This is a genomic window from Paenibacillus sp. MMO-58 (assembly GCF_037146255.1).
Taxonomy (GTDB): Bacteria; Bacillota; Bacilli; order Paenibacillales; family Paenibacillaceae; genus Pristimantibacillus.
In genome coordinates this window covers 92,869-114,712 of record NZ_JBBCVY010000003.1, presented here as the reverse complement: position 1 = coordinate 114,712, position 21,844 = coordinate 92,869, and the positions used below count along the sequence as shown (strand labels likewise).

18 protein-coding genes, 1 pseudogene and 2 riboswitches are annotated in these 21,844 nt (G+C 50.9%); of the genes and pseudogenes, 2 read left to right on the top strand and 17 right to left on the bottom strand.

Features of this window, described 5'->3' with window-relative positions:
* Nucleotide 1: 1 nt before the first annotated feature.
* The 3 genes from WFJ73_RS11550 to modA all read right to left on the bottom strand — a co-directional run bounded on the left by WFJ73_RS11550 (nucleotide 2) and on the right by modA (nucleotide 2,907).
* Nucleotides 2–1,501 (bottom strand): spore germination protein, encoded by a 1,500-nt coding sequence (locus tag WFJ73_RS11550; RefSeq protein ID WP_336773197.1) that lies wholly within the window; start codon nucleotides 1,499–1,501, stop codon nucleotides 2–4.
* Nucleotides 1,502–1,613: 112 nt separating this feature from the next.
* Nucleotides 1,614–1,994, bottom strand: coding sequence for a hypothetical protein (locus WFJ73_RS11545; protein ID WP_336773196.1), 381 nt, complete (start codon nucleotides 1,992–1,994; stop codon nucleotides 1,614–1,616).
* Nucleotides 1,995–2,100: 106 nt separating this feature from the next.
* On the bottom strand, nucleotides 2,101–2,907 hold the full coding sequence (gene modA, locus WFJ73_RS11540) for a molybdate ABC transporter substrate-binding protein (RefSeq protein WP_442955942.1): 807 nt from the start codon (nucleotides 2,905–2,907) through the stop codon (nucleotides 2,101–2,103).
* A gap of 164 nt (nucleotides 2,908–3,071) precedes the next feature.
* Between modA and WFJ73_RS11535 the strand changes: the two genes are divergently transcribed.
* Complete coding sequence (locus tag WFJ73_RS11535) at nucleotides 3,072–4,025, top strand: helix-turn-helix transcriptional regulator (protein WP_336773195.1); 954 nt, start codon at nucleotides 3,072–3,074, stop codon at nucleotides 4,023–4,025.
* Nucleotides 4,026–4,243: 218 nt separating this feature from the next.
* On the opposite strand, the gene WFJ73_RS11530 is transcribed toward WFJ73_RS11535, so the two are convergent.
* From WFJ73_RS11530 to WFJ73_RS11515, 4 genes and pseudogenes are all read right to left on the bottom strand, one after another.
* Nucleotides 4,244–4,786 carry a GNAT family N-acetyltransferase gene (locus tag WFJ73_RS11530; protein ID WP_336773194.1) on the bottom strand — a complete coding sequence of 181 codons (543 nt, stop codon included), beginning with the start codon at nucleotides 4,784–4,786 and terminating at the stop codon, nucleotides 4,244–4,246.
* 5 nt (nucleotides 4,787–4,791) lie between these two features.
* Nucleotides 4,792–5,349, bottom strand: a complete 558-nt coding sequence (locus tag WFJ73_RS11525) for an NADPH-dependent FMN reductase (protein WP_336773193.1) — start codon at nucleotides 5,347–5,349, stop codon at nucleotides 4,792–4,794.
* A gap of 60 nt (nucleotides 5,350–5,409) precedes the next feature.
* Nucleotides 5,410–7,422: a Na+/H+ antiporter gene (locus WFJ73_RS11520; protein WP_336773192.1), complete on the bottom strand. Its 2,013-nt coding sequence runs from the start codon at nucleotides 7,420–7,422 to the stop codon at nucleotides 5,410–5,412.
* 94 nt (nucleotides 7,423–7,516) lie between these two features.
* A pseudogene (locus WFJ73_RS11515) lies at nucleotides 7,517–7,750 on the bottom strand (manganese catalase family protein); the annotation flags it as partial.
* 149 nt (nucleotides 7,751–7,899) lie between these two features.
* Here WFJ73_RS11515 and WFJ73_RS11510 point away from each other — a divergent pair.
* Complete coding sequence (locus WFJ73_RS11510; RefSeq protein ID WP_336773574.1) at nucleotides 7,900–8,733, top strand: MBL fold metallo-hydrolase; 834 nt, start codon at nucleotides 7,900–7,902, stop codon at nucleotides 8,731–8,733.
* Nucleotides 8,734–8,785: 52 nt separating this feature from the next.
* Here the strand turns inward: WFJ73_RS11510 and WFJ73_RS11505 are convergent, their stop codons facing one another.
* The 10 genes from WFJ73_RS11505 to WFJ73_RS11460 all read right to left on the bottom strand — a co-directional run bounded on the left by WFJ73_RS11505 (nucleotide 8,786) and on the right by WFJ73_RS11460 (nucleotide 21,708).
* Entirely contained in the window at nucleotides 8,786–9,493 is a 708-nt protein-coding gene (locus tag WFJ73_RS11505) for an MOSC domain-containing protein (RefSeq protein WP_336773191.1), read from the bottom strand.
* 48 nt (nucleotides 9,494–9,541) lie between these two features.
* Complete coding sequence (locus WFJ73_RS11500) at nucleotides 9,542–10,000, bottom strand: putative immunity protein (RefSeq protein WP_336773190.1); 459 nt, start codon at nucleotides 9,998–10,000, stop codon at nucleotides 9,542–9,544.
* 7 nt (nucleotides 10,001–10,007) lie between these two features.
* On the bottom strand, nucleotides 10,008–10,523 hold the full coding sequence (locus WFJ73_RS11495) for a DinB family protein (protein WP_336773189.1): 516 nt from the start codon (nucleotides 10,521–10,523) through the stop codon (nucleotides 10,008–10,010).
* A gap of 26 nt (nucleotides 10,524–10,549) precedes the next feature.
* On the bottom strand, nucleotides 10,550–11,062 hold the full coding sequence (locus tag WFJ73_RS11490; RefSeq protein ID WP_336773188.1) for an AAA family ATPase: 513 nt from the start codon (nucleotides 11,060–11,062) through the stop codon (nucleotides 10,550–10,552).
* A gap of 103 nt (nucleotides 11,063–11,165) precedes the next feature.
* Entirely contained in the window at nucleotides 11,166–12,929 is a 1,764-nt protein-coding gene (gene atzF, locus WFJ73_RS11485) for an allophanate hydrolase (RefSeq protein WP_336773187.1), read from the bottom strand.
* Nucleotides 12,926–16,573 carry an urea carboxylase gene (gene uca / locus WFJ73_RS11480; RefSeq protein ID WP_336773186.1) on the bottom strand — a complete coding sequence of 1,216 codons (3,648 nt, stop codon included), beginning with the start codon at nucleotides 16,571–16,573 and terminating at the stop codon, nucleotides 12,926–12,928. The genes atzF and uca overlap by 4 nt, the downstream gene beginning before the upstream one ends.
* Nucleotides 16,574–16,601: 28 nt before the next feature.
* The gene (locus WFJ73_RS11475) at nucleotides 16,602–17,252 is read right to left on the bottom strand and encodes an urea amidolyase associated protein UAAP2 (RefSeq protein ID WP_336773185.1); all 651 of its coding nucleotides are present in this window, start codon (nucleotides 17,250–17,252) and stop codon (nucleotides 16,602–16,604) included.
* Nucleotides 17,253–17,368: 116 nt separating this feature from the next.
* The gene (locus WFJ73_RS11470) at nucleotides 17,369–18,088 is read right to left on the bottom strand and encodes an urea amidolyase associated protein UAAP1 (RefSeq protein ID WP_336773184.1); all 720 of its coding nucleotides are present in this window, start codon (nucleotides 18,086–18,088) and stop codon (nucleotides 17,369–17,371) included.
* A gap of 40 nt (nucleotides 18,089–18,128) precedes the next feature.
* Nucleotides 18,129–18,249, bottom strand: a riboswitch (guanidine-I (ykkC/yxkD leader).
* A 98-nt stretch (nucleotides 18,250–18,347) separates the two neighbouring features.
* Nucleotides 18,348–19,700, bottom strand: coding sequence for an APC family permease (locus WFJ73_RS11465; RefSeq protein WP_336773183.1), 1,353 nt, complete (start codon nucleotides 19,698–19,700; stop codon nucleotides 18,348–18,350).
* 117 nt (nucleotides 19,701–19,817) lie between these two features.
* Nucleotides 19,818–19,923, bottom strand: a riboswitch (guanidine-I (ykkC/yxkD leader).
* A 207-nt stretch (nucleotides 19,924–20,130) separates the two neighbouring features.
* The gene (locus tag WFJ73_RS11460) at nucleotides 20,131–21,708 is read right to left on the bottom strand and encodes a bifunctional metallophosphatase/5'-nucleotidase (RefSeq protein WP_336773182.1); all 1,578 of its coding nucleotides are present in this window, start codon (nucleotides 21,706–21,708) and stop codon (nucleotides 20,131–20,133) included.
* Between the last annotated feature and the right edge of the window lie 136 nt (nucleotides 21,709–21,844).

The window sequence follows — 21,844 nt, the reverse complement described above, 5'->3', positions numbered from 1 at the left end:
ATCACTCCTTGGTTTTATTTCGCACCATGTTAGGGGAAGCGCTCTGCGTTGGTCTTTCCCGCATCGAATTGAACGGAGCGCGAATGAAAATATCCTTCCAGTCCTTTGGCTCAAACGGAGCAACAGGATTAAGGTAAGAAGATCCCATGCTGGTCAGTCCGCTTAAGTGAATAACGATAGCCGCGATGCCAAATACAAGCCCAAAATTGCCCAGGAATCCAGCTAACAAGATAAGACCAAACCGGATTAAACGGATCGATGCACTCATCACATAGCTCGGAATGACGAATGAGGCGATCGCTGACGAAGCAACGGCGATGATCAGGATGTTACTGGTCAGACCGGCTTGTACGGCAGCTTGGCCAATTACGATACCGCCAACGATGCCAATGGTCTGGCCGATCTTGGTTGGAAGTCTGGCCCCGGCTTCGCGCAGCAGCTCTATCGTAACTTCCATGAGCAAAGCTTCATATAAAGGCGGAAAAGGTACTCTTGTCCTGGACTCGGTAAGCGTCATCAACAAATTCTCCGGGATCATCTCGTAATGAAACGTCGTAACGGATACATATAGAGCCGTAAAGCTAATCGTAATAAGAAACGCAACGAAGCGGAGCAATCTGATCGCACTGCCCAATATCCACCGCTGGTAATAATCGTCGGAAGAAGAGAAAAACTCGAAAAACGAAGTTGGCAACGTAAGCACGGACGGGCTACCATCTACAAGGCCAGCTACGCGTCCGGCAACGAGCTTTGAGACAATGGCGTCTGGACGCTCGGAAGTCAGATATTGCGGAAAAATCGAATATTTATTGTCATCCATGTATTGAATGAGCATATTCGTGTCGAGGATAGCATCAACCTCAATCTGCTGAATCCGTTTTTTCGCTTCTTCAACAAACTTCATATTGACGATATCCTTCACATAGAGCAGGTACACATCCGTCTTGGAAACCTCGCCAACCGACAGCTTAATCACCTTTAGATGGGAGCTCTTCAGCCGGGAACGAATCATGGCAAGACTGGTATTGATTTGCTCCGTAAAAGCATCGTGCGGGCCGGTAATAACCGTCTCCGTTTCGGATTGGCTGATCGCTCTTGTTTCCGGGCTATAGACATTGAATACGTAAGCATCCGGGCCGTGAAAGACCGCAATGCCTCCTGATAATACATCCAGAATTAGCGTCTTGCTGCTGGTTGTTTTGAGAGATCGCAAATGCTTCAGCATCATGGCGATCTCCTCATCGTTTCCGCTCAATAGAGGAGACAGAATATGCCGGCTGAGCTTATCCTTGTCCGTCATTTGATCGAAGTACACAAGGTCAACCTGATGATCGGGAAAAGTGCGATGCGTAATATCGCTGCATTCTTTGAACTCGTCAAGCGTGTGCGCGAGCGTCGGCGGCTGGGAGTCCTGTTCAGGAGGAGGCTGCTGCTTATTCGGATTGGATTTATTCTCCGATTCCTTAACGATCATGTTTCGCAATGTTTTAGAAAAAGTCATCCGCACACCTCTGCCAAGGATAGAATAAATCTTAGTTTGCATAATCTTCCTGAAAATTAACCAAAAAAAACCGCGATCCGAGATCGCGGTTTCCAACATTCGTATTTTAGAATTAATAAAGATGATCTTCCGTCTTCACCGTGACCTGAAGGTCACCGTTCTCGGTTTTCGAATCAATGATAATGTCGGCTTTTCCCCAATAATTATTTTCGATGTAGCCAAAAATCGTGATATCCTGTTTCGTAAGCTTATCCTCATACAGGAGGTTTATGGAGCCTTCCCCGAAATTACGGGGTATAACATGAAGCTTTTTCTCCGAATAAGCCTCCATCTTGAATTTTTTCGAACCGTTGGGATAGACAAGAGTCAGCCGGGAAATCTCCTGATCCGATTGATTGTGGACCGTAATCCGAAAACCTTCCTCACTCTTACGGGATAAAACCATAACAGCCAGAACTAACAATATAGCCGCGGCAACAAAAACTTTACGCATGAATACCTCCTCTTCTCGCTAATTTCCAGTTTAATCCGATTTGCTGACCATGTAAAACAAACCAAAAGAAAAAGAACGGGAGCTGCCCGTTCTTTTGTGATGACTCTTATTTTGCAGGTACAGAGAAGCCGTATTTCACGAACACGTCAAGCGCTTCCTGCGATTGCAAATACGCGTAGAAATCTTCCGCTTCCCTGCTGTGCTTCGTCGCTTTCACGATTCCGATCGGATACTGAATAGCCGTGTAGGTTGCCGGATCTACGTTAAACGCGATTTTCACTTTATCCGAAGTCAAGGCATCCGTCTTGTACACAAAGCCCGCGTCCGCGTTGCCCGTCTCTACGTATTGAAGCACTTGCCTAACGTCCTTGCCTTGCACGGATTTGGATTGCAGCGAATCCCACAGCTTCGCATTCGTTAACGATTCCTTCGCGTAATTGCCAGCAGGTACGCTCTCCGGAATGCCAATCGCTACATGCTTCACTTCCGCTTTGGTCAGATCGGCTTCCGATGCAAGCTTAGCGCCGCCATCAGCCGGAACGACTACAACAAGCTCATTGCTGAGCAGGTTCGTTTGATTATCCGTATCGATAAGCTGCTTGTCAACCAGCGCCTTCAGGTTTTTCGCGGCAGCGGACAGGAACAGATCGGCCGGAGCTCCTTGTTCGATTTGCTGCTGTAGAGCGCCCGAAGCGCCAAAGTTGAAATTCAGCTTCACATTCGGATTTTCTTCCTCGTACGTTTTCTGAATATCGTTAAGCGCATCCGTCAAGCTGGCCGCCGCGGATATGGTAAGCTCAACCTTACTGGCTGCGTTATTGCCAGCTGTATTGTTATTGCCGCAAGCCGCCATAACAAGAACCACAATAGCTAGACCTAATAAAACCAAACCTCTTTTAAACTTCACTCTCATCCGATCTCCTCCAAATATATCTATTTATATCTATTTATATCTAGTTTATATCATACATCACTTTACAATCCAATAGAAAATTGACTTTTTGTTCCCGAAGCACAATAGAGTTGTATGTTATGTTACAATATGGCCAAACCGTTGAATTGAAGGTGAACACTTTAATGGCCGATGATATTTCCTATACAACCGAAGAAATCGCCCAGATTCTTAAAGTATCCAAGCTTACCGTCTATGATCTGATCAAGAAAGGCGATCTGCCCTCCTACCGTGTCGGCAAGCAGATGCGGGTAGACGCATCCGATCTTGAAGCCTATAAACTTAAAACAAAAAACGCGGGAAAAGGAACGGAATTTTCTGCACCCATACATCCTATCGCACAGTCCGCGACTAGCTTTCCCGTTGGAAGCAGCCGCCCGATTGTCATTACCGGTCAAGATGTCAGTCTTGATCTTCTTGCGAAGCATATGGAAAAACATATACCAGGCATCCGTCCCTTACGCTCGTATGTCGGCAGTCTGGACAGCCTGATTTCCATGTATAAAGGAGAGTCAGATATTGTAAGCACTCATCTGCTGGATGGCGATTCGGGCGAATACAACCTGCCCTACATCCGAAGATTACTGATTGGCTCCTCCTATAAAGTAATTCATTTGCTAAAGCGCCGCGCAGGCTTGTATGTCGCCAATGGAAATCCGCTTCAGCTTGGCAGCTGGGCCGATCTTGGACGACCTGGCCTCCGGTTCGTAAACCGGGAGAAAGGCTCCGGCGCCCGGGTTCTGCTCGATGAACAGCTGCGGCTGCACGGAATTAAGTCAGATGAACTTTCCGGCTATAAATATGAGGAAAGCAATCATATCGGGGTTGCCGGGAAGGTTGCTTCGGGGGAAGCCGATGTTGGGGTTGGCATTGAAAAAGCCGCCACTATCGTGGGCAATGTGGACTTTGTTCCGCTCATTCAAGAGCAATATGATTTGGTGCTGCTGAAGAAGCCGGAGAATATGGCATGGATTGCAGCCGTCCAGGGCATTATCAACTCCCCTGCTTTCCAGAACGAGCTTAGCTCCGTATCAGGGTATGATTTGTCTTTGACGGGGCAGGTTTTGTTCGAAACATGAGGGGGCGGAGGTTAAAAGGGCAAACTGCGTATTTTGAATGTTCTTCCGATCGCCGTTGCTCATGGATTCCTTCAATTAAATTTTCTGGTTGGACTCCACGAGCAAAAACGAACGTTAGCACTTCTCCAGAAACATTCAAAACACTTCGTTTGCTTTTAACCTTTTAGAGGGATAAGAAGAAGCGGCTGTGCAGGATTACTACTGCACAGCCGCTTTTTTTAGTTAGAAATATCTTCTTTTGTGATTGCAAATAAGAAATGGTCTTCCCATTGACCGTTTATTTTTAGGTAACGCTGGGCCAGGCCTTCTTGCCTGAAGCCTGCTTTTTGGAGTACGCGGATGGAACGCTCATTTCTAGGCATTACGCCTGCCTGAATGCGATGCAATTGAAGTTCATTAAATGCCTTGCCTACAACAGCCGATACCGCTGCTGTCGCATAACCTCGGCCGTTATGAGCTTGATCGATAAAGTATCCCATATACGCATTCCGGAACACTCCCCAAGATACGCTTGTTAGGGCAATCCGGCCAATCAGCTCATCCGATTCCGTCAGGAATATTCCGTAAAAATAAGCCTGTCCCTGCTGTGCGGCGGAAATTCCGTTAGCGATTTCCTTCCCCTGCTCCTCCAGCGTGTAATGCTTCTCATCACGAATGGGCTCAAAAGGCTGGAAGAAAGCACGATTCCTCAGCTTCAGCTCAAGCAATGGCATTGTGTCGCCGAGCTCAAGCATCCGCATATAAATCCCGTTGTTACTCATTTCCGCTATTCCTTCGACCTTTCTACTTTATGGACGAATTTCTCCATTAGTTGCTGCAGCACCTGCAAGGTAGCAAAGTCCGTTAACCGCCCGTCATCGTCAAACTTCATATGCGCCCCGGCAAGCTTCAGCTCCGGACGGTTCACCGGATCCATATCAAGCGCAAAGATCAGCTGGCGCAAGTTTGTTTGCGCGCGTGCCGTGCCGCTTGGGCCGGATGTAGCACCCATAACGGCGACCGGCTTCGTCGCAAGCGGCGCGCCGATATTTTTCCGGGATACCCAATCTAGCGCGTTTTTGAGAACGCCGGTAATTAGACCGTTATATTCGGGAGTACTGATCAAAAAGCCGTCTGCGGAGCTGCAAAGCTCGGCGAACTGCTTGACGGATTCCGGCAGATCCTCCTCAAGATCCTGGTTATAGAGCGGCAGGTCGCCGAGGTCGGCGTAAGTGTATGTATAGTTTTCAGGTAAAAACACCGCCGCATTTTTTAACAACGTTTTGTTCAGGGAACCCCTGCGCAAGCTGCCAGTCAGGCCAACAATATGATAGGATTGCGTCATGACGTACATCTCTCCTTCAATCTTAAAGTATACTGTGCAAAATACAGCACAACTTTAAGATTAACCGATTTCATCTTCTTCGTACATAGCGGCTTCGCGGTCCCGGATATGCCGCCGCAGATTGGAAGCCAGCTCCCGGTCGATGGTTCCTTTCTCGTACAAGGTTTGAACTTCATCCCTTTCGGCCTGGATCGCAATCCAGTGCAGCTCTTTTCGCGCTTCATTAAAGTCTTGGGTCTTATTCCTCGAATGGATCGGCATCGCCTTCATCCTTTTAATAATCTGATGATAATACGCCGTTACGCATTCCGTCGGATCGTCTTTTGTATCGGGCTGGCACCTGGCATCCATCTCTTCAAGGACCGCCTCGGAGCATTGCAGTCTAAGTCCGCGAAGCGTTGCAATATCGGCCTCGGAGAACGCTAGTTTTCGGCCTGCGCTTGTGAAGTTCGCTTTCACTTTGCTCCATATTCCCTTCAATACCATACGCCATAGATGGAGCCGATTAGCCAAGATAAGCTCGATCTGATCCAGCATTTTATAGTAGAAATTCGCATGCTTCTCGCTGATGCTGCCCTTCTCCAGCTGCTCGTTCACATATTTCCTCTCGATATCGAGCGCCACAATCCGCATTTCCAGTTCCTGCTGACGGCGGCGGGGCAGCGGTCTGTTCTGGTTCTCGCGCATCTCCAGCTCCAGGATCATCCTGCGGTACTCGGCAATGACGGACTCGATCGCCTCTTCGTTCGCCTCATGGGTTACGCGTTCCAAATGACGGATAGCCGCACCCATCACTTTCATTTGCCATTCCCTCTCCTCATGGGCCTTCTCGGATTCGTCCGCGAGAATCCTTTTTTTCGCAATGAGTGGCAGCAGAATGCTGGCCAACAAAAGCGACAACAGAATAATAAAGGCGGCAAGAAAAATAATTAAATCTCTTTGAGGGAACGGATCGCTGTTGTTCAGCACTAGCGGAATCGAAAAAGCACCGGCAAGCGTAACGGCTCCCCGTACACCGGAAACCGTCGTCAGAACGATGACTTTGAGACTGAGCTTATCTTTGCCAAACCAGGTGAACAGAAAGGTCCAGACGAATCGAAGCACAAGCAGCAGCACAAAAATAACGATCGCGTAACCGATGACGACCCCGTTATTAAAATTGGGATCCTTAAAGATCACCGAGGTAACCTGCGGGATTTGAAGCCCTAAAATAACAAAAACAAGCCCGTTCAAAATAAACAGGATAACCGACCACGTATTTACCGATACAGCCTTCATCCTTGGCATGCTGTGATCAACCCGGTCATCCTCGATGGCATGGACAATCCCGCCCGCAACCGCCGCAAGGATACCGGATACGCCCAGCTCCTCCGCGATAAGATAAAGCAGAAACGGCGTAACGAGCTGCAGCAGCATATGCATCGTCTCGTCTTCCAGTCCTGCCCTTCTAAGCAGCTGCCGGATTCCGATAATGAGAAAAGCAAGCACTGCCCCAATCAGCAGACCGCCAACGGCAATCACAATAAAGCTGAACGTTGCTTTGTGCAGCGAGAATACTCCCGTCATCGCTGCTGCGATGGCGAATTTGAACGCAACAAGACCGGAGGCATCGTTCATCAAAGCTTCGCCTTCCAATAAACGCATCAAGCTTTTGGGCAGCTGAATCCGTCCGGCCAACGCGCCTACGGCAACCGCATCCGTTGGAGACAAAATAGCCGCAAGACCGAAAGCTGCAGCAATAGGAATTGTCGGTATCATCCAATGAATCGTATACCCGACTACAACAACCGTTGCGAACACCAGCCCTACGGACAGCAGCAATATGGGAGCGCGCAGCCTCCACAGCTCATCGCGCGGAGTGTTTCTACCGTCGTTGTACAATAGCGGAGCGATGAACAGGATAAAGAATAGTTCCGGCTCCAGATGCAGATGAAACCCAATCGGAATAACGGCAATAACGGCTCCTAGCGCTATCTGGATAAGCGGAACCGGAACGAATGGAATAAAGCGATAAATGACATTGGACACGCCAATGAGGACAAGCATGACCAGTACGATAATAAAAATTTCCAAGCGGGTTCCTCCTTCCATTTCTATTACAAAAGGGACCAGCCGCTTATCGCGATCGATCCCTTCCTTTCTTTCTTCTACCTGCCCATGTCCGTCAGCCCGGGAGCTCAAGCACCAGATTGTCCAGAAGATCGGCAATCAAATTACCATGATTGTAAACATAATTGCCAAGCCATGGATTGCCTCCTGCATCAACTGGCAACGAGCTTTGCGCTCCAACTATGTAATGATGCGGATTGGCATGCTTAACCGATTCGTCGAGCGGAGCATGATCTATTCCAGCATTACCCGGAATTTCCTCTCCTGAACCAGTCAAGAGTTGATTAATCGTTGTCGGGTGAAACCACCTTAAGTTGGCTCAAGCGCTAATAGCATGTGTATCAGGAGAGTATTTCATTCGATGGTAATGATTTGCCGGGGAATAGGACAAATTACGATCAATCATGAAAGCGAGGGATTCCCGTGCACGAACATGAAGATATGTCCTATGGCGAGGATTATCATTATCTCCCCTTTACTTCAATTAAAAGCGGAGCGGGCCAAGAGGTTCTTCCCGACTTGCATTGTCTGACCGTCCAGATCGTAAATGTCTGTTTTATAGGTATGCCCGGGCAAAAAAACTGGGTTCTCGTCGATGCCGGCATGCCGCATGCGGCCGATACCATTATCGGGGAAGCAGAAGAGCGCTTTGGACCAGGCGCAAGGCCTGAAGCTATCCTTCTTACTCACGGTCACTTCGATCATGTCGGATCGATTGTGGAACTGGTCGAACATTGGAACGTGCCTGTTTATGCCCATCCGTATGAGCTGCCCTACCTCACGGGCCAACGCAATTACCCGGATCCTGACCCTTCTGTGGATAGCGGACTGGTAGCGAAGCTCTCCCCCTTGTTTCCTGTAGATGCGATCAACCTGGGTCATCATCTAACGACCCTGCCGGAAGACGGCTCGGTTCCCCATCTTGCGGGGTGGCGTTGGCTCCATACGCCTGGTCATTCACCCGGACATGTATCTTTCTTCCGGGACAGCGACCGAACCTTACTAGCCGGAGATGTTTTCGTAACCGTCAAGCAAGAATCGCTGTGGAGCGTCATTACGCAAGATGTTGAATTAAACGGTCCACCCCGTTATTTAACGACGGACTGGAAGGCGGCTGCCGAATCGGTCCGCAAGCTGGCGGCTTTAAAGCCAGCCTTTGCCGTCACTGGGCACGGGATGCCGATAAAGGGAGACTTGCTCGCGAGCGGCCTGGATAATCTGACCCGCAATTTCGATATCCTTGCAGTTCCGCAGCATGGGAAATATGTTCAATAACAGAAAGAAACCGTGGACCTGAGGTCCACGGTTTCTTTCTGTTATTGAAGGCTTAATCCAGCAACACCTTATCCCCTTGCTTGATTGTTCCGGTCTTGACGACAGAAGCATATACGCCAAAATGCAAATTAAACTCTTCATTCACTTTTCGCAGCAAAGTCGGGTCCTTTACCTGGGTATCCGGATTCATCGTAATGAGCACGCAGCGCTGGCAGTAGCTGTCCACCTGCAGCTGCACCTCTCCAATCGTCAGCCTGCGGCCGATCCAATCTCCTTCGGTAAACGAATCATCTGCGACCTTAACTACGAAGTTGGCACGGAAACGACGCTCGTCAAGCTCCTTGCCCCAGGTCTGCTGAAGCTTGTTCAAGGAGCTGTCCGTAATGATCAGAATACTCGCTCCGTCCACGGAAAGCAGCTGCGGATGCTCGGGATGCGCTTCTTTCATGGCCGACATCGTCAGCCTTGTATTCGTCTGGCTTTGGATCTCTCCCAGCAACCGTTCATCCCAGCCGTACTCTGATCCGTCTGGTCCCGTAATCCGGATTCCCCCTTCTTGGAACGTCGCCTTATAGTTCAATAGATTGGGAATGTTCCTTGCCGTTATGTATTTATACCAATCCTTTTTCGTCTCATCGTAAAAGGTGACAAACCTGTCTCCGAGCATGCCGTACTCTTCGATAAAGCAATCCTCAAGCTTCTCACCTGCAAACGATTTCACCGGATATCGGTATATTTCTTGAATTTCGCCGATCTGCACGTTCGAATGCCCCTTTGTCTTAACATTGTAGATTCAAAATAGAAGTCTTTATCTTAGTTGCTCAAGCAATTCAACAAGGCGCATATACTGCCATTCCCGCTCCTGATCGGCGATCAGCTTGGCTTGCGCTTTATCCGCCAGATCGCGGATGGCCGTAGCCGCATAAGACGCCGCATGTACCGCGTGACTGGCAACATGGGCAGTTGCGGCAGCGTGTCCGGCTGCCCGTGCGGCGCGGGATGCTGCGCTGCTCGCGGCAATGACATCGCGCGCAGCGGTATGCGCGGCAGTAGCCGCTTTGCGTGCAGAGGACATCGGAAGCTCGCCGCGCGACCAGGCGCGGGCTGCAAGAATAGCCTCCTGCATCCGGTTATCCTCGGTGAGGATAATTTCGAAGCATGGACGGGCTCGATCGGCACAATCCGCCGCCCATAAAGCCAGGACGCGATGATCGACTTGTTTGACCAGGTCTGCGATACGTCTGTCCGGACCAATTAGCCCCCTCATATTCTGCTCACCTGTCGACTATCACTTTGTTCCATCGTTCTTCGATCTCCTTTATTTGTCGTAAATGATGACGGGTATGCATCTCAATCAGATCATGCCACTCTCTGGCATTCAACCAGCCGAATCCGCCATGTCTCACTTTATATAAGGGATGTATGGCGGCAATCCGCAAATCCCAGGCTTTCATGTTCTCTATTAATTGATTCAAATCACGAAGATGATCTTCTTTATTTTTCGAGTCGTTTGGACTGTACTCCATGCCTTCCGGCAGTTTGATCTTAACCGGCGGGAAAGCGCCCTCCTCGAACAATCTCTCCCCTGCTAACGTTTTGCCGAGCGGCTGCTCACTGCAGGACTCTTCGCATTGCCTGATATTGTCCAGATATTCGAGAGCAACATCAACGATATGCGAATAGACCTGACCGAGGGACCAGGCTCCGGGCTTTATCCGGTAACGTAATTGTTCTATTGTATACTGATCAAGCCTTTCCGTATAAGTATAAATAACTTCCAGACCTCTCATTAGTCACCTCATTATGCATGCCCTACCTACATTATATACCGTTCGCCTGAGATAATCATCTCTATGACCTGTTCAATAGAGCGGCTGTTGTTATTTACAATATGCCGTTCCTCCACGCCCGATTCAAGGAATTCGTTCATTAATATTAAGCAGCGTTCTCCCATCCGATTCTCGGGAAGCCGTGTTTGATCCCGGGTAAGCAGCGTTTCCAGATCCGTCCATAGCACTACATAGGAAACGTTCGCCAAGGTCCCTCTCAGCTGTTCCTTCAACCATAACGCTTCATTCGGAAAAGTCACATAGTCGATAACGACATCAATACCTTGAGCAAGAAAGTTGCGAGTCAAAGCCAATAGGTTTGTCCAAATAAGCGCAAGTTCTTCTTTGCTCTCCCAAGGCTTATGCCTACCTTTTACATGCAGATGGCTAATATAGTCACCGGAAATATACGCAGAATTCGAGAAGCGTTGCACAAGCTGCTTCGATGTCGTGGACTTCCCTACTCCTGCCGGACCGGAAATAATATAAACATGATTCATGACGAGTCTCCCCTCCCGGAAAAAGAAAACGCACTTTCCATCAAGGATAAGTGCGTCTGTCTTCTTAAATTATAATAGTTGGCTATTCTTGGAGTCAAACGAGCTAAAGTGCTGCTTCAGCCTTCGCTTCAGCCATGGCGGTAATCGCTTTTCTCCAGCCTCCATAGGCAGTAATGTCCTCGGCATCAACCGTTCCGTAAGCCTCGCAGATAAAGCCTGGTACGATGCTGCCATCTGCGAGCTCAACTTTGCCAATCCCAAGCGGCGCCGGAATAGCAGCGGTAAAGGCTCCAAATGTGGCAATCGGCATCTCCCATACTTCTACTTCAATGGACGCCCCGCCTTGCGCCAGCTTCAGAAGTCCCGGTTTTGGAGGGACCGTCTGCAGCTTCATCAGCTTATATGACGGTGACGTCCGGTCCTCGCGGACAAAAACTGCCCCATGCTCCAGCATCTGGCGTTCGAGCGGCAGACCTCTCATATGAAGGCCGCATACGGCTACAAGCGTAGAAGGCTGTGGTTCTTGCGCCGTACGAATGATCTCGGCTAGCTGAAATAGCATGCCTTCCTCGCCTGACCCGGCAAACAGCGTTATGCCAAACGGCAATTCCGAAGCCGCAGCGCCGAATGGAACGGCAAGAGCGCTCAGATCGAGCAGGTTGCAGTGGTTCGTATACAGCCCCATCGCGCTATTCGTGCCGATCGGGTCAGCCGCCACTTGTCCACGCGTCCACGTCCCGCCTGCTGTCGGCATGACGAGCACCGCGTCTTGAAACAGCTTTTTGGCTTCAAGCTTATAACTTTGCAGCTTGTGAAAGGCGGTAAACACGGATGCCGCGTCAAATTCCGGCTTGGTCGCGCCGCGGAGTACCTTCTCCGTTACCGGGAACGTAACACCCGGATGGGCTTCAATAAAACTCCCCAGCGCCGACCAGCGCTCGGCCACCCACGGACCTTCATATAATAAGGCGGCCGCAGCTTGGAATAACTGAATATCTACGTATTCAACGGGGAGCTTTAGAGCCTTCAGCTTGTTTACGGATTTGTCCCAAGCCAAGCGGTACGAATCGGCAAACGGACCATAGAAGGTCAAAGGCCCATCCGGAAGAAGCAGCTTTGCGGGAAGCTTGCGTTCGCCAACCGTTATCTCCTTCGACCAAGGATCATCCGGCTGAATACCGCGGACCACCTGGTCAACCAGCTCCGCATCTTCGAGTGTATGGGCAAATACCGTCACGCAATCCAGACTCTCGCAAGCCGGAACAACTCCTTTGCTCGGCCATGCGCCAACGCTTGGTTTTAGGCCAACCAGATTGTTGAGAGCGGCAGGTACCCTGCCGGAACCGGCCGTATCCGTGCCGAGGGAAAATACCGCTTGCCCCAAGGCGACCGCCACGGCCGAGCCGGAGCTGGAGCCGCCGCTGATAAGCTCCGGGCGCAGCGCATTATGCGTATCGCCGTAAGGGCTTCTGGTCCCGACCAGTCCGGTTGCGAACTGGTCGAGATTGGTTTTGCCGACAGGGATTGCGCCGGCATGGATAAGACGTTCCACGACCGCTGCATGCTCCGAAGGCAGATACGAGTATTCCTCGCAGCCGGCCGTTGTGGGCATGCCGGCAACGTCGATGTTATCTTTTACCGCAAACGGGATCCCCCACAGCGGCAGCAACGTACGGTCCAGCTCATTCAACCGGTCCAGGCAGCGCTGGATGTATGCCAGCGACGGCGGCGTGATCCAAATATGTTTTTCTCGATCGGCTTCGGCACGTTCAATAATGGAATGAATAACTTCCGATGGCGTAAGCGTACCTTTCGTGTATTGCTCGCGAAGCCAGGAAATAGTCATTATCGATTGAAATTCGCTCATATGCGGGTCAGCTCTCTTTCCGCTAGTTTCGAAATGCCAACAATTAATTGGCCGGCATTAACGCCGTCACCCGGCTTGACATGCACGGAATGAATGATGCCGTCAAACGGAGCATTTTGCGAGAACTCCATTTTCATCGATTCTACGATAATAAGCGTATCGCCTTTCTTGATGGAATCGCCCGGATTGACAAGCACCTTCCATACGCTGCCCGGCATGGAGCATTTCATGGCATCCACGTCAGAAGGCAGCTCTTCGTCGCTGACCGGCTTCGCGGAATCCTGCTCCGACACGTACTCGGCAAGTCCAAGCTCCTTCCAGCGCTCTCTTTCTTCATTAAAGGCTAACTGCTGCTGGCTTCGGAACTTATCCGCGCTCTCCTCGATGGAATCCAGGAATTGCAGATACTCGCCAAGGTCAAACGTTGTTTCCGTAATATCCGCCTCGAACCTGCCGCGCGGGAAATCCTCCCTCAACTGCAACAGCTCCTCAGCCGTAACCGGATAGAATTGAATCTGATCGAAGAAACGGAGCAGCCACGGCTTGCCGGATTTAAAGCTTTCCGTCGAACGCAGCTTGTTCCACATTTGAATCGTGCGGCCAACAAACTGGTAGCCGCCGGGCCCTTCCATGCCGTATACGCACATATAAGCTCCGCCGATACCAACGGCATTCTCCGGTGTCCATGTGCGGGCAGGATTGTACTTCGTTGTCACAAGCCGGTGACGCGGATCGATTGGCGTAGCAAGCGGGGCGCCAAGATAGACATCGCCAAGACCAAGCACCAAGTAACTGGCGTCAAATACAATGCGCTGAACATCGTCAATACTGTCAAGGCCGTTCACGCGGCGGATAAACTCCAGGTTGCTCGGGCACCAAGGCGCATCCGGACGAACATTTTGCTGGTAGCGGTCAATCGCAAGCTGCGTAGCCGGATCATCCCATGATAACGGAAGACGGACAATGCGGGACGGAACACGGATCGATTCGAGCGGCGGCAGGCTGCTGTCAATGGCAAGCAGCTGTTTGGCCGCTTCGCGGACGCTCATCCGCGCGGCGTCAATATGCACCTGCACCGAACGGACGCCCGGCGTTAGATCTAGCACCGGAATAATGCCATTGTCACGAATAGCTTCTATAAGAGCATGCACCTGGAAGCGAAGCAGAAGATCCAGCTCCAGGGAGCCATATTCGACAAGAAGATTCTCGTCGCCGCTGCAGCGGATGGTAATCGGGAACTTGCGCCCTGCCTCCTCGCGGTACAGAACCGGATACTCAGGCGAAAAGGCTGCATGTACCGACGGCAATCGGCCAGCTTGAAGCTCATTGGCATCACCTTGCTCAATCGCATCCAGCAGTTCCTCCTGCTGCTTGCGAAGCTCTTCGGCTTCTTCCAGCGTTACGAGCTGGAAGCGTACTTTATCGCCGGGATGGAGCTGTCCCAGCTTCCAGAACTCGGCGGATGCCGTCGTTACCGGGCAGACGAAGCCGCCAAGGCTAGGACCGTCCGGGCCAAGCAGGATCGGCATATCGCCGGTCAAGTCAAGCGTTCCGACCGCATAGGCATTATCGTGAATGTTGGATGGATGAAGCCCCGCTTCCCCTCCGTCTTCTCTCTCCCACAGCGGAGCCGGACCAATTAGGCGCACTCCGGTTCTCGAGCTGTTGAAGTGGACCTCAAAGCTTGTATTCGCAAGCTGTTCCAAATATTCAGGCTTCAAAAACTCGCTTGTGCAATGCGGCCCCGGAATAACGCCAATCGTCCACTCGCGGGAAATAGCCGGCCGCAGCTTCGTCGGAAGCGGCTCCTTCACTACGCTCTCAGCCGTTCCTTGTTGGCGGTTCACGCCAAGAACATCCCCGGTTCGCAGCGCGCGTCCGCCATGACCGCCAAAGCCTCCAAGCGTAAACGTTGCCGCACTGCCCAGAATAAGCGGCATATCAAATCCGCCTTCGATTAAGAGGTACGTGCGCAGACCCTCCTCCGACTCTCCGAAGCTGAGCACTTGTCCGCGTTCCGCTCTTACCGGCGTGTACATCGGAACAGCAGCATCATCCAGAGCCGGCTTCATATCTGCGCCTGTTACGCAGAACAGCATGCTCTCGCGGAATTTATAAGAGCCGCCGCGCAGCGTCAGTTCAAGACCGCTCGCCTCATCGGCATTGCCAAGCAGCTTATTGCCAATCCGGAAAGCGAGCGGATCCATCGGTCCGCATGGCGGCACGCCTACATCCCAATGGCCAACCCGGCCCGGGAAGTCCTGAACCGTCGTCTGAATGCCGCCGTCAAGCACTTCAAGCGCGGATTCCGTTGGGGCAAAACCGTTTAACAGCTGCGTGTATACATCGCCTGCAGCGAATTGGTTCTCGTCAAGCAGCGATTGAACATACTGCAGATTGGTCGTAATGCCATAGAAGCGCGTCTCATTTAAAGCCTGCTTCAGCTTGGCAATGGCATCCTCACGGTTCTCGCCATGCACAATGACTTTAGCGAGCATTGGATCATACAGCGTTGTTACCGTAATGCCGTCGCGAACCCAAGTTTCCGTACGAGCTTCGCCGGAAAATAACGCCTGATCGAGCTGACCTGCGCTTGGACGGAATCCTTGCAGGCAATCCTCCGCATAGATGCGGGCCTGAATACTATGGCCCTTGGACACCGGAACAAGAGCTTCCAGCCCATTCAGTTCTCCCGCTGCTTCCTTCACCATCCATTCTACGAGATCAAGACCTAGCACTTCCTCCGTTACGCCATGCTCAACCTGCAGGCGGGTATTTACCTCAAGGAAGTAGAATTTGCAGCTGGATGGATCGTACAGGAACTCAACCGTCCCTGCGCTGCGGTAACCCGCCTCTGCCGCAAGACGTTTCGCGCAAGCGAGAATTTCAGACCGCACGTCTTCCGGGAATTGCGGTGCCGGGCTTTCTTCGACAACCTTCTGGTTGCGGCGCTGCACCGAGCAGTCCCGTTCGCCGAGGGCTACAACCTCGCCATAACCGTTACCGAAAATCTGCACTTCCACATGCCGCGCTTTCGCAATATACTTCTCCAGGAACATGCCGCCATTCTTAAAGTTTGCTTCCGCCAGATGACGCACGCTATCGAAGGCAGCGCGCAGCGCTTCTTCATCGGCGCACACACGCATGCCGATTCCCCCGCCGCCGGCCGTGCTTTTCAGAATAACGGGATAACCGATCTCGGCAGCGTGAGCAACCGCTTCATCCAGCTCGGTCAGAAGAGGAGTACCCGGCAGGAGCGGAACATTGGCCTTCTCGGCCAGCTCGCGGGCGGAATGCTTAAGGCCAAAGGCCTCCATCTGCTCGGGAGTAGGTCCAATAAAGACAATGCCGTTCTCGCGGCATGCGCGGGCGAAATCCGCGTTTTCGCTGAGGAAGCCGTAACCGGGATGGATGGCTTGCGCTCCGGTATCTTTGGCAATCTGCAGAATGAGATCCGCGTTCAGGTAGCTTTCCTTTGCCGGTCCTTCCCCTAGAAGCACCGCTTCATCCGCCATATCCACATGCAGGCTGTCTTGGTCGGCTTTCGTATATACGGCAACGGAGGCAATTCCCATTTTGCGAAGGGTTCTTTCAATTCGAACCGCAATAGCTCCCCGGTTGGCAATCAGTACTTTTGTAAACATCGTAATCTCTCCCCTTCTCCCAAGCTGACTAGTCGTTCCAGATCAAGACGCGAATCGGCGTCGGATTATAGGCATTACACGGATTGTTAAGCTGTGGACAATTGCTGATCAGTACGGCAGTCCGTCCGACGGCTTGCATTTCCACGTAAGCTCCCGGCGAGGAGACGCCGTCATCGAATTTCAAGCCGCCTTCCGGCGTAACCGGCACATTCATGAAAAAGTTGACGTTTGGCGCCAAATCGCGCTTGTTGTAAGGCTCGCCGCGTTGTGCCAACTGCAGCATAAACGTATCCCGGCAGTTATGCATGTGCAGCTTCTCGTGGGCGTAACGGACCGTATTGCTCTGCGCGGAACAGGAGCCCCCAACCGTATCATGCCGGCCGCATGTATCCGCAACGATCTTCACCAGCTCTTTGCCCGATTCCGCAAGCAGGACCGAGCCCGTCGTCAGGTAAATGTTCTGCTGATTCGTAATCGTAGCAACCGCGCTGTAATGATCCTCCGGATTATCCGCATCGAAGAACAACGTGTCCGCCGCTTGATTCCCTTCCAGATCCACGATGCGGAGCACTTGACCGGGCTCCAGATCATACATCCAGCCATCCCCTGCAAGTACTACTTCGTTATATATCGCTGCCTCAGGCAAGCGCGTGCTTTCTACCCGGTTAAAGCTTCCCATAGGTGTATCCTCCTAAAATAAATTGCGAAGCAATTTATACTTCGTAAGCGTCAACTTAATGAATTGCGAAGCAATTCACGCTTCGTAAGCATTAACTTTTCGCAATATTCCGTCTATTAAAGCTCCAGCAATTGATAGTAACTCCACGTATTCTCGAATGCTCTGCGATTCTCCGATCTGAAGTTCAAGCAATAATCATCTTCGTTCACCGGTTCGGCTGCCGACACTTCAATGCCAACCGGTACGGCCGGGTATTCCGTTCTTGGATCCAGCGGGTTAGGAGTGTTCGATACAACAATGAGAACATCCATTTCGGTACGGAGCACAACCGATGCGCCAGCCTCGCAATGCCCTAGCTCATAATGCATTTGCCCATCGTCATCCACATAAACCTTGGAGAACAAATTCACAACCGGCGACATATCTCTTAGTCCAAGCCCGTTGCGCGTCAGCTCGACGGCGAAGTTCTCCTGTCCTGACCGGAGCCATTCATTCCGGAGCTCCTGGTAGGTCGTCTTGCCATATTTGCGGTCGGTAAGAGCTCTTGTCGTGTAGCCGCTAATCGTATCATGCCAGCCCAGGTTGTCTTCCACGATGCTTGCAAGCACTCTTCCGTTATCGCTCATAAGCGTATGTCCTCTCGTCAAATGAGCCGTATATTGTGCCTTGAGCGAATCCGGCATGTTGTAGCGCTCCGTCAAATCCTTTGCGTTAAAAAGCATAATCGACAGGTTCGCGCCAGCTTCCAGAGCCGTAAAACGAATCAGCTTGCCTTTGCTTACCGCACCAGACCATTTCTCCCCTGCGCGAATCGATGTCTTCCAGATGCTGCTCATCGTTATGTCCCCCTTTGAATAAAAAAAGCCCGGGAGAATGATCTCCCAGGCTTTTGTCCTTCCGTGTCATATGGCTGGCTGCTTCGATGAGCTTCCGCCATACGCCGTCTCTCGGACCAGCCTTGACGTTACCCGTCAACGGAACCCTAGACAGCTTTTTCGCTCCGGCAATTCCGGAGCTTATTCAGATGTAATGATTGCTAACATAGCCCAAGTATAAGTGGATTGATTTTCCGTGTCAATATACATTACATAAAAATTATTTGAATTCCGTTTCGATCGCTGGCGATGCAGGGAAAATGGGTGCTGACGGCGTTCCCTGCGCCGCGCGCAGCTTTCTAGTGCGGAACAGGTAATAAGTAACGCCAAAAACGAGCCAAATGCAGCCAAGAAGGAGCGCTTGAGAGTCAAGCAGCGTGATCAGCCAAATAATAAACGACGCTCCGATCAGTGGGAAAATCAAATATTGGAACGTTTGCTTGAGCGAACGCTGTTTGCGTTTAATAAAGCATTCTACAATGACAGAAATGTTAACAAAGGCAAACGAGGTTAGAGCACCAAAGCTTACGAATTTGACGGCCATATCCAGACTGATGACAAGTGCAAGCAGCGAAATGATGGATACAAGCACGATATTATTAACTGGCGTGCGGTATTTGGGATGCAGGGCGCCAAAAAACTTTTTCGGCAGAATCGAGTCGCGGCCGAGCACGTACATCAAACGGGATACGCTCGTCACGGAAGTCAGCCCTTGCGTGAAGATGGCAAATATCAAGACGGTCGTAAAAATGGCCCCTAACGCCGCCCCGCCCGCAAGCTTCATCAGCTCAAAGCCTGCTGCATCCAAATTATTAAAGGTCAGGTTAGGATATCTCACCTGAATCAGGACGGATGTTGTAATGTAAAGGATACTCGCAATCAGAATGATGAGCATAATCGCTCTTGGGATCGTCTTTTTCGCGTCGATCGTTTCCTCAGACAGGGTCGATACGGTATCAAAGCCAAGGAAAGAGAAGCAGATCAGCGAAGCGCCCGCAAGCAGCGTCGACAATCCGGCATCCATGTGGGTGAATGGCAGAACGACGTCATGCACGCCAGACAAGCCTTTCATCAGGTATCCGCAGAACAAGGCGATAAAAATGATCTGGAAGAGAACAAACAGCTTGCTTAAGCTGGCGGAGAATTTAATGCCCGCGATGTTGACGACTGCCAGAATAATATTCAGCAGAATGATCCACACATAGGCAGGAACCGCAGGGAATTGGGCATTCAGATAAATGCCGAAGGTCAGGCAGGCAATAATCGGGGAGAACAAGTAATCGAGCAGAATCGCCCATCCTACCGTAAAGCCGGGAATAGGATGCAACGATTTCTTAACATACGTATAAGAGGAGCCTGAACCCGGGAAGATCTTGGCCATAATGCTGTAGCTGTATGCCGTAAAGAAGATGGCAACAATGGAGAGCGAGTACGCTTCCGTAATCATTCCCTTCGAAGCGTCATAAGCGATTCCGAATACCGAGAAGTAAATCATTGGCGTCATCCAGGCTAAACCAAGCGCAACGACCTGAACAAGCGTAAGTGATTGGCGCAGCGTAATTTCTTGTTTCATCTCCATACTCCTCCCTATCTCTGGACAATCAAGGCGAAACGGCTTTGCCGTCCTTAAGCGGCAGAACGCGTTTCGATCCTGGAGAATAAAAAAAGCCGCGGGAAGATATTATTCATATCCTCCCGGGCTTTTCTCCCTCCGTGGACACAGCCTGTTGGCTGTGCGTCCTCTCTCGGACCAGGCCAGCGGAATAGATCGCTGCGGAACCCTAGAGAACAATGGCTATTCAGTTGTTCGCGTAATGTAAGCTTACATTCATCGTTTCAACTTGATGTTATTTAATATAACATGTTAATTTTGTTTTTCAAGCCCCTCTTTCAAATTTATTTGCTATGATGTTCGTTTTGTTCACATTGAAGCGCTTACGCTTACATAAATGCCAAAAAAAGAGGGCCACTCTTCGTTAGAAGAGCCGCCCTCTTTCTGTTTCCTACCACAATAACCGCCAATTCCTATCATCCGAAGCCGTCAGCCGCCCTTTCGACCGGATATACCCTATCGCTAAATCGGCCATATCTTCCGCACCTTCATAGAGAACGGCCTTTCCACGGAACATATCGAAATTTCCGCCGCCGCCAGCACGGTAACTGTTCATAACGACCGAGTATTCAGCAGTCATGCTCAGTTCCTCGCCATTTCGGGTTAGCCTAGTAACGCGTTTGCCAACAGGTAATGAGAGATCAATGTCATATTCAATTCCTGCCCACATGTCATAATTGTAATGCTGGGCTTTAGGTTGAAGATAAGCCTCGCTGATGCCTGGTTTTCCATCCGCGCCAAGCTCGAAATAAGCCGCGGATTGTTCAAGCGCCATGCGGATATCCTCCCCGGTTAACCGAAGAACCGTTAACGTGTTTGGGTATACGAAAGCCGACAGCACATCCCTTACCGTAATGACGGATCCAAAGCCCTTGGACTCTTCGCTAAGCAAAGCCGCAGCGGAGATTTCCGCCCCAGTCGACTCAAGCTGTACCTGATGTATAAATTGCACAAAAGGATGCGGTGCCCTGCGGCATTCAAATGGATCGCGTACGGCCAAATCCCCTTCCGTAGTACCAATGGGCAGGTCCAGCCACTCTTGCGTCTTTTTCTCCATATCTCCGGTAAGGGCTTCTACCTCCCTATCCGCAGCCGTGTCCGCTTCCGGCTTAAGCAGCCGGGCAGCCTTGGAAACAATTCGCCAGCCGTCCTCGCTATGCTCAAACTCAATCGTAAGTTGCCCCAAGGCTTGTCCATTGCTTCCCGTCTGCACGACGAGCACCCCGTTCAGCTCCTCCGCGATCAAGCGATGCTGATGGCCGGTGATCAGTACATCAATACCGGGCACCTCCGTACAAATGGCGTAAGCCTGGTTTTCTCCGGTTAACCGCTCGGTGGCCTGTCCATTGCCCAGATCGCGTTCAAATCCTCCATGATAGCTGACAATAAGAAGATCCGGATGCTCATGCTCCCGAATGTAGGCCGCCCATGCTTTGACGGTTTCAAGAGCATCGCGGAATTCCACCCCTTCGATATGGCTTGCCTTCTCCCATTGAGGAATATAATGCGTCGTAGCCCCAAGGATGACCACTTTCAGCTTGTCCTCTATCCGCTTCACTATATACGGCCGTCCCAATGCCGGTTCTCCCGACTCCTTAAATAGAATGCTGGAGGATATCCATGGGAAACGAGAAGCCTCCACAGCACGCTTCAGCGTCTCGAATCCATAATTAAACTCGTGATTCCCCGGTACGGCCGCATCATATTGCAGGTTGTTCATCACTTCTATGCACGGATGAATTCCGGAAGCATGCGCTGCCGCATACGCGGCAAATGGCGATCCCTGCAGCATATCCCCATTATCGATAAGCAGCAGATTGGGAAACTGTATCTTCTCTTCTTTAATAAGCGTAGCCAGCTTGGCAAGTCCGGAAGGAATCTCTTCTCTTGTCCGGTAATCCACCGGTTGAATATAGCCGTGAATATCGCTGGTAACCAGAATGACGCAACTCAATTTCTCTCTTTCCACTGTCAGGTCTTCCTCTCCTTTCAATAAGCGCTATTGTAACAGAGCCCTATTCGGCAAGATATGTCTTTATGCGTATTTACAAATAATTATCTCTGCTTTGACCTACCGTTAATAGTGATTACCTATAGTAGACGAG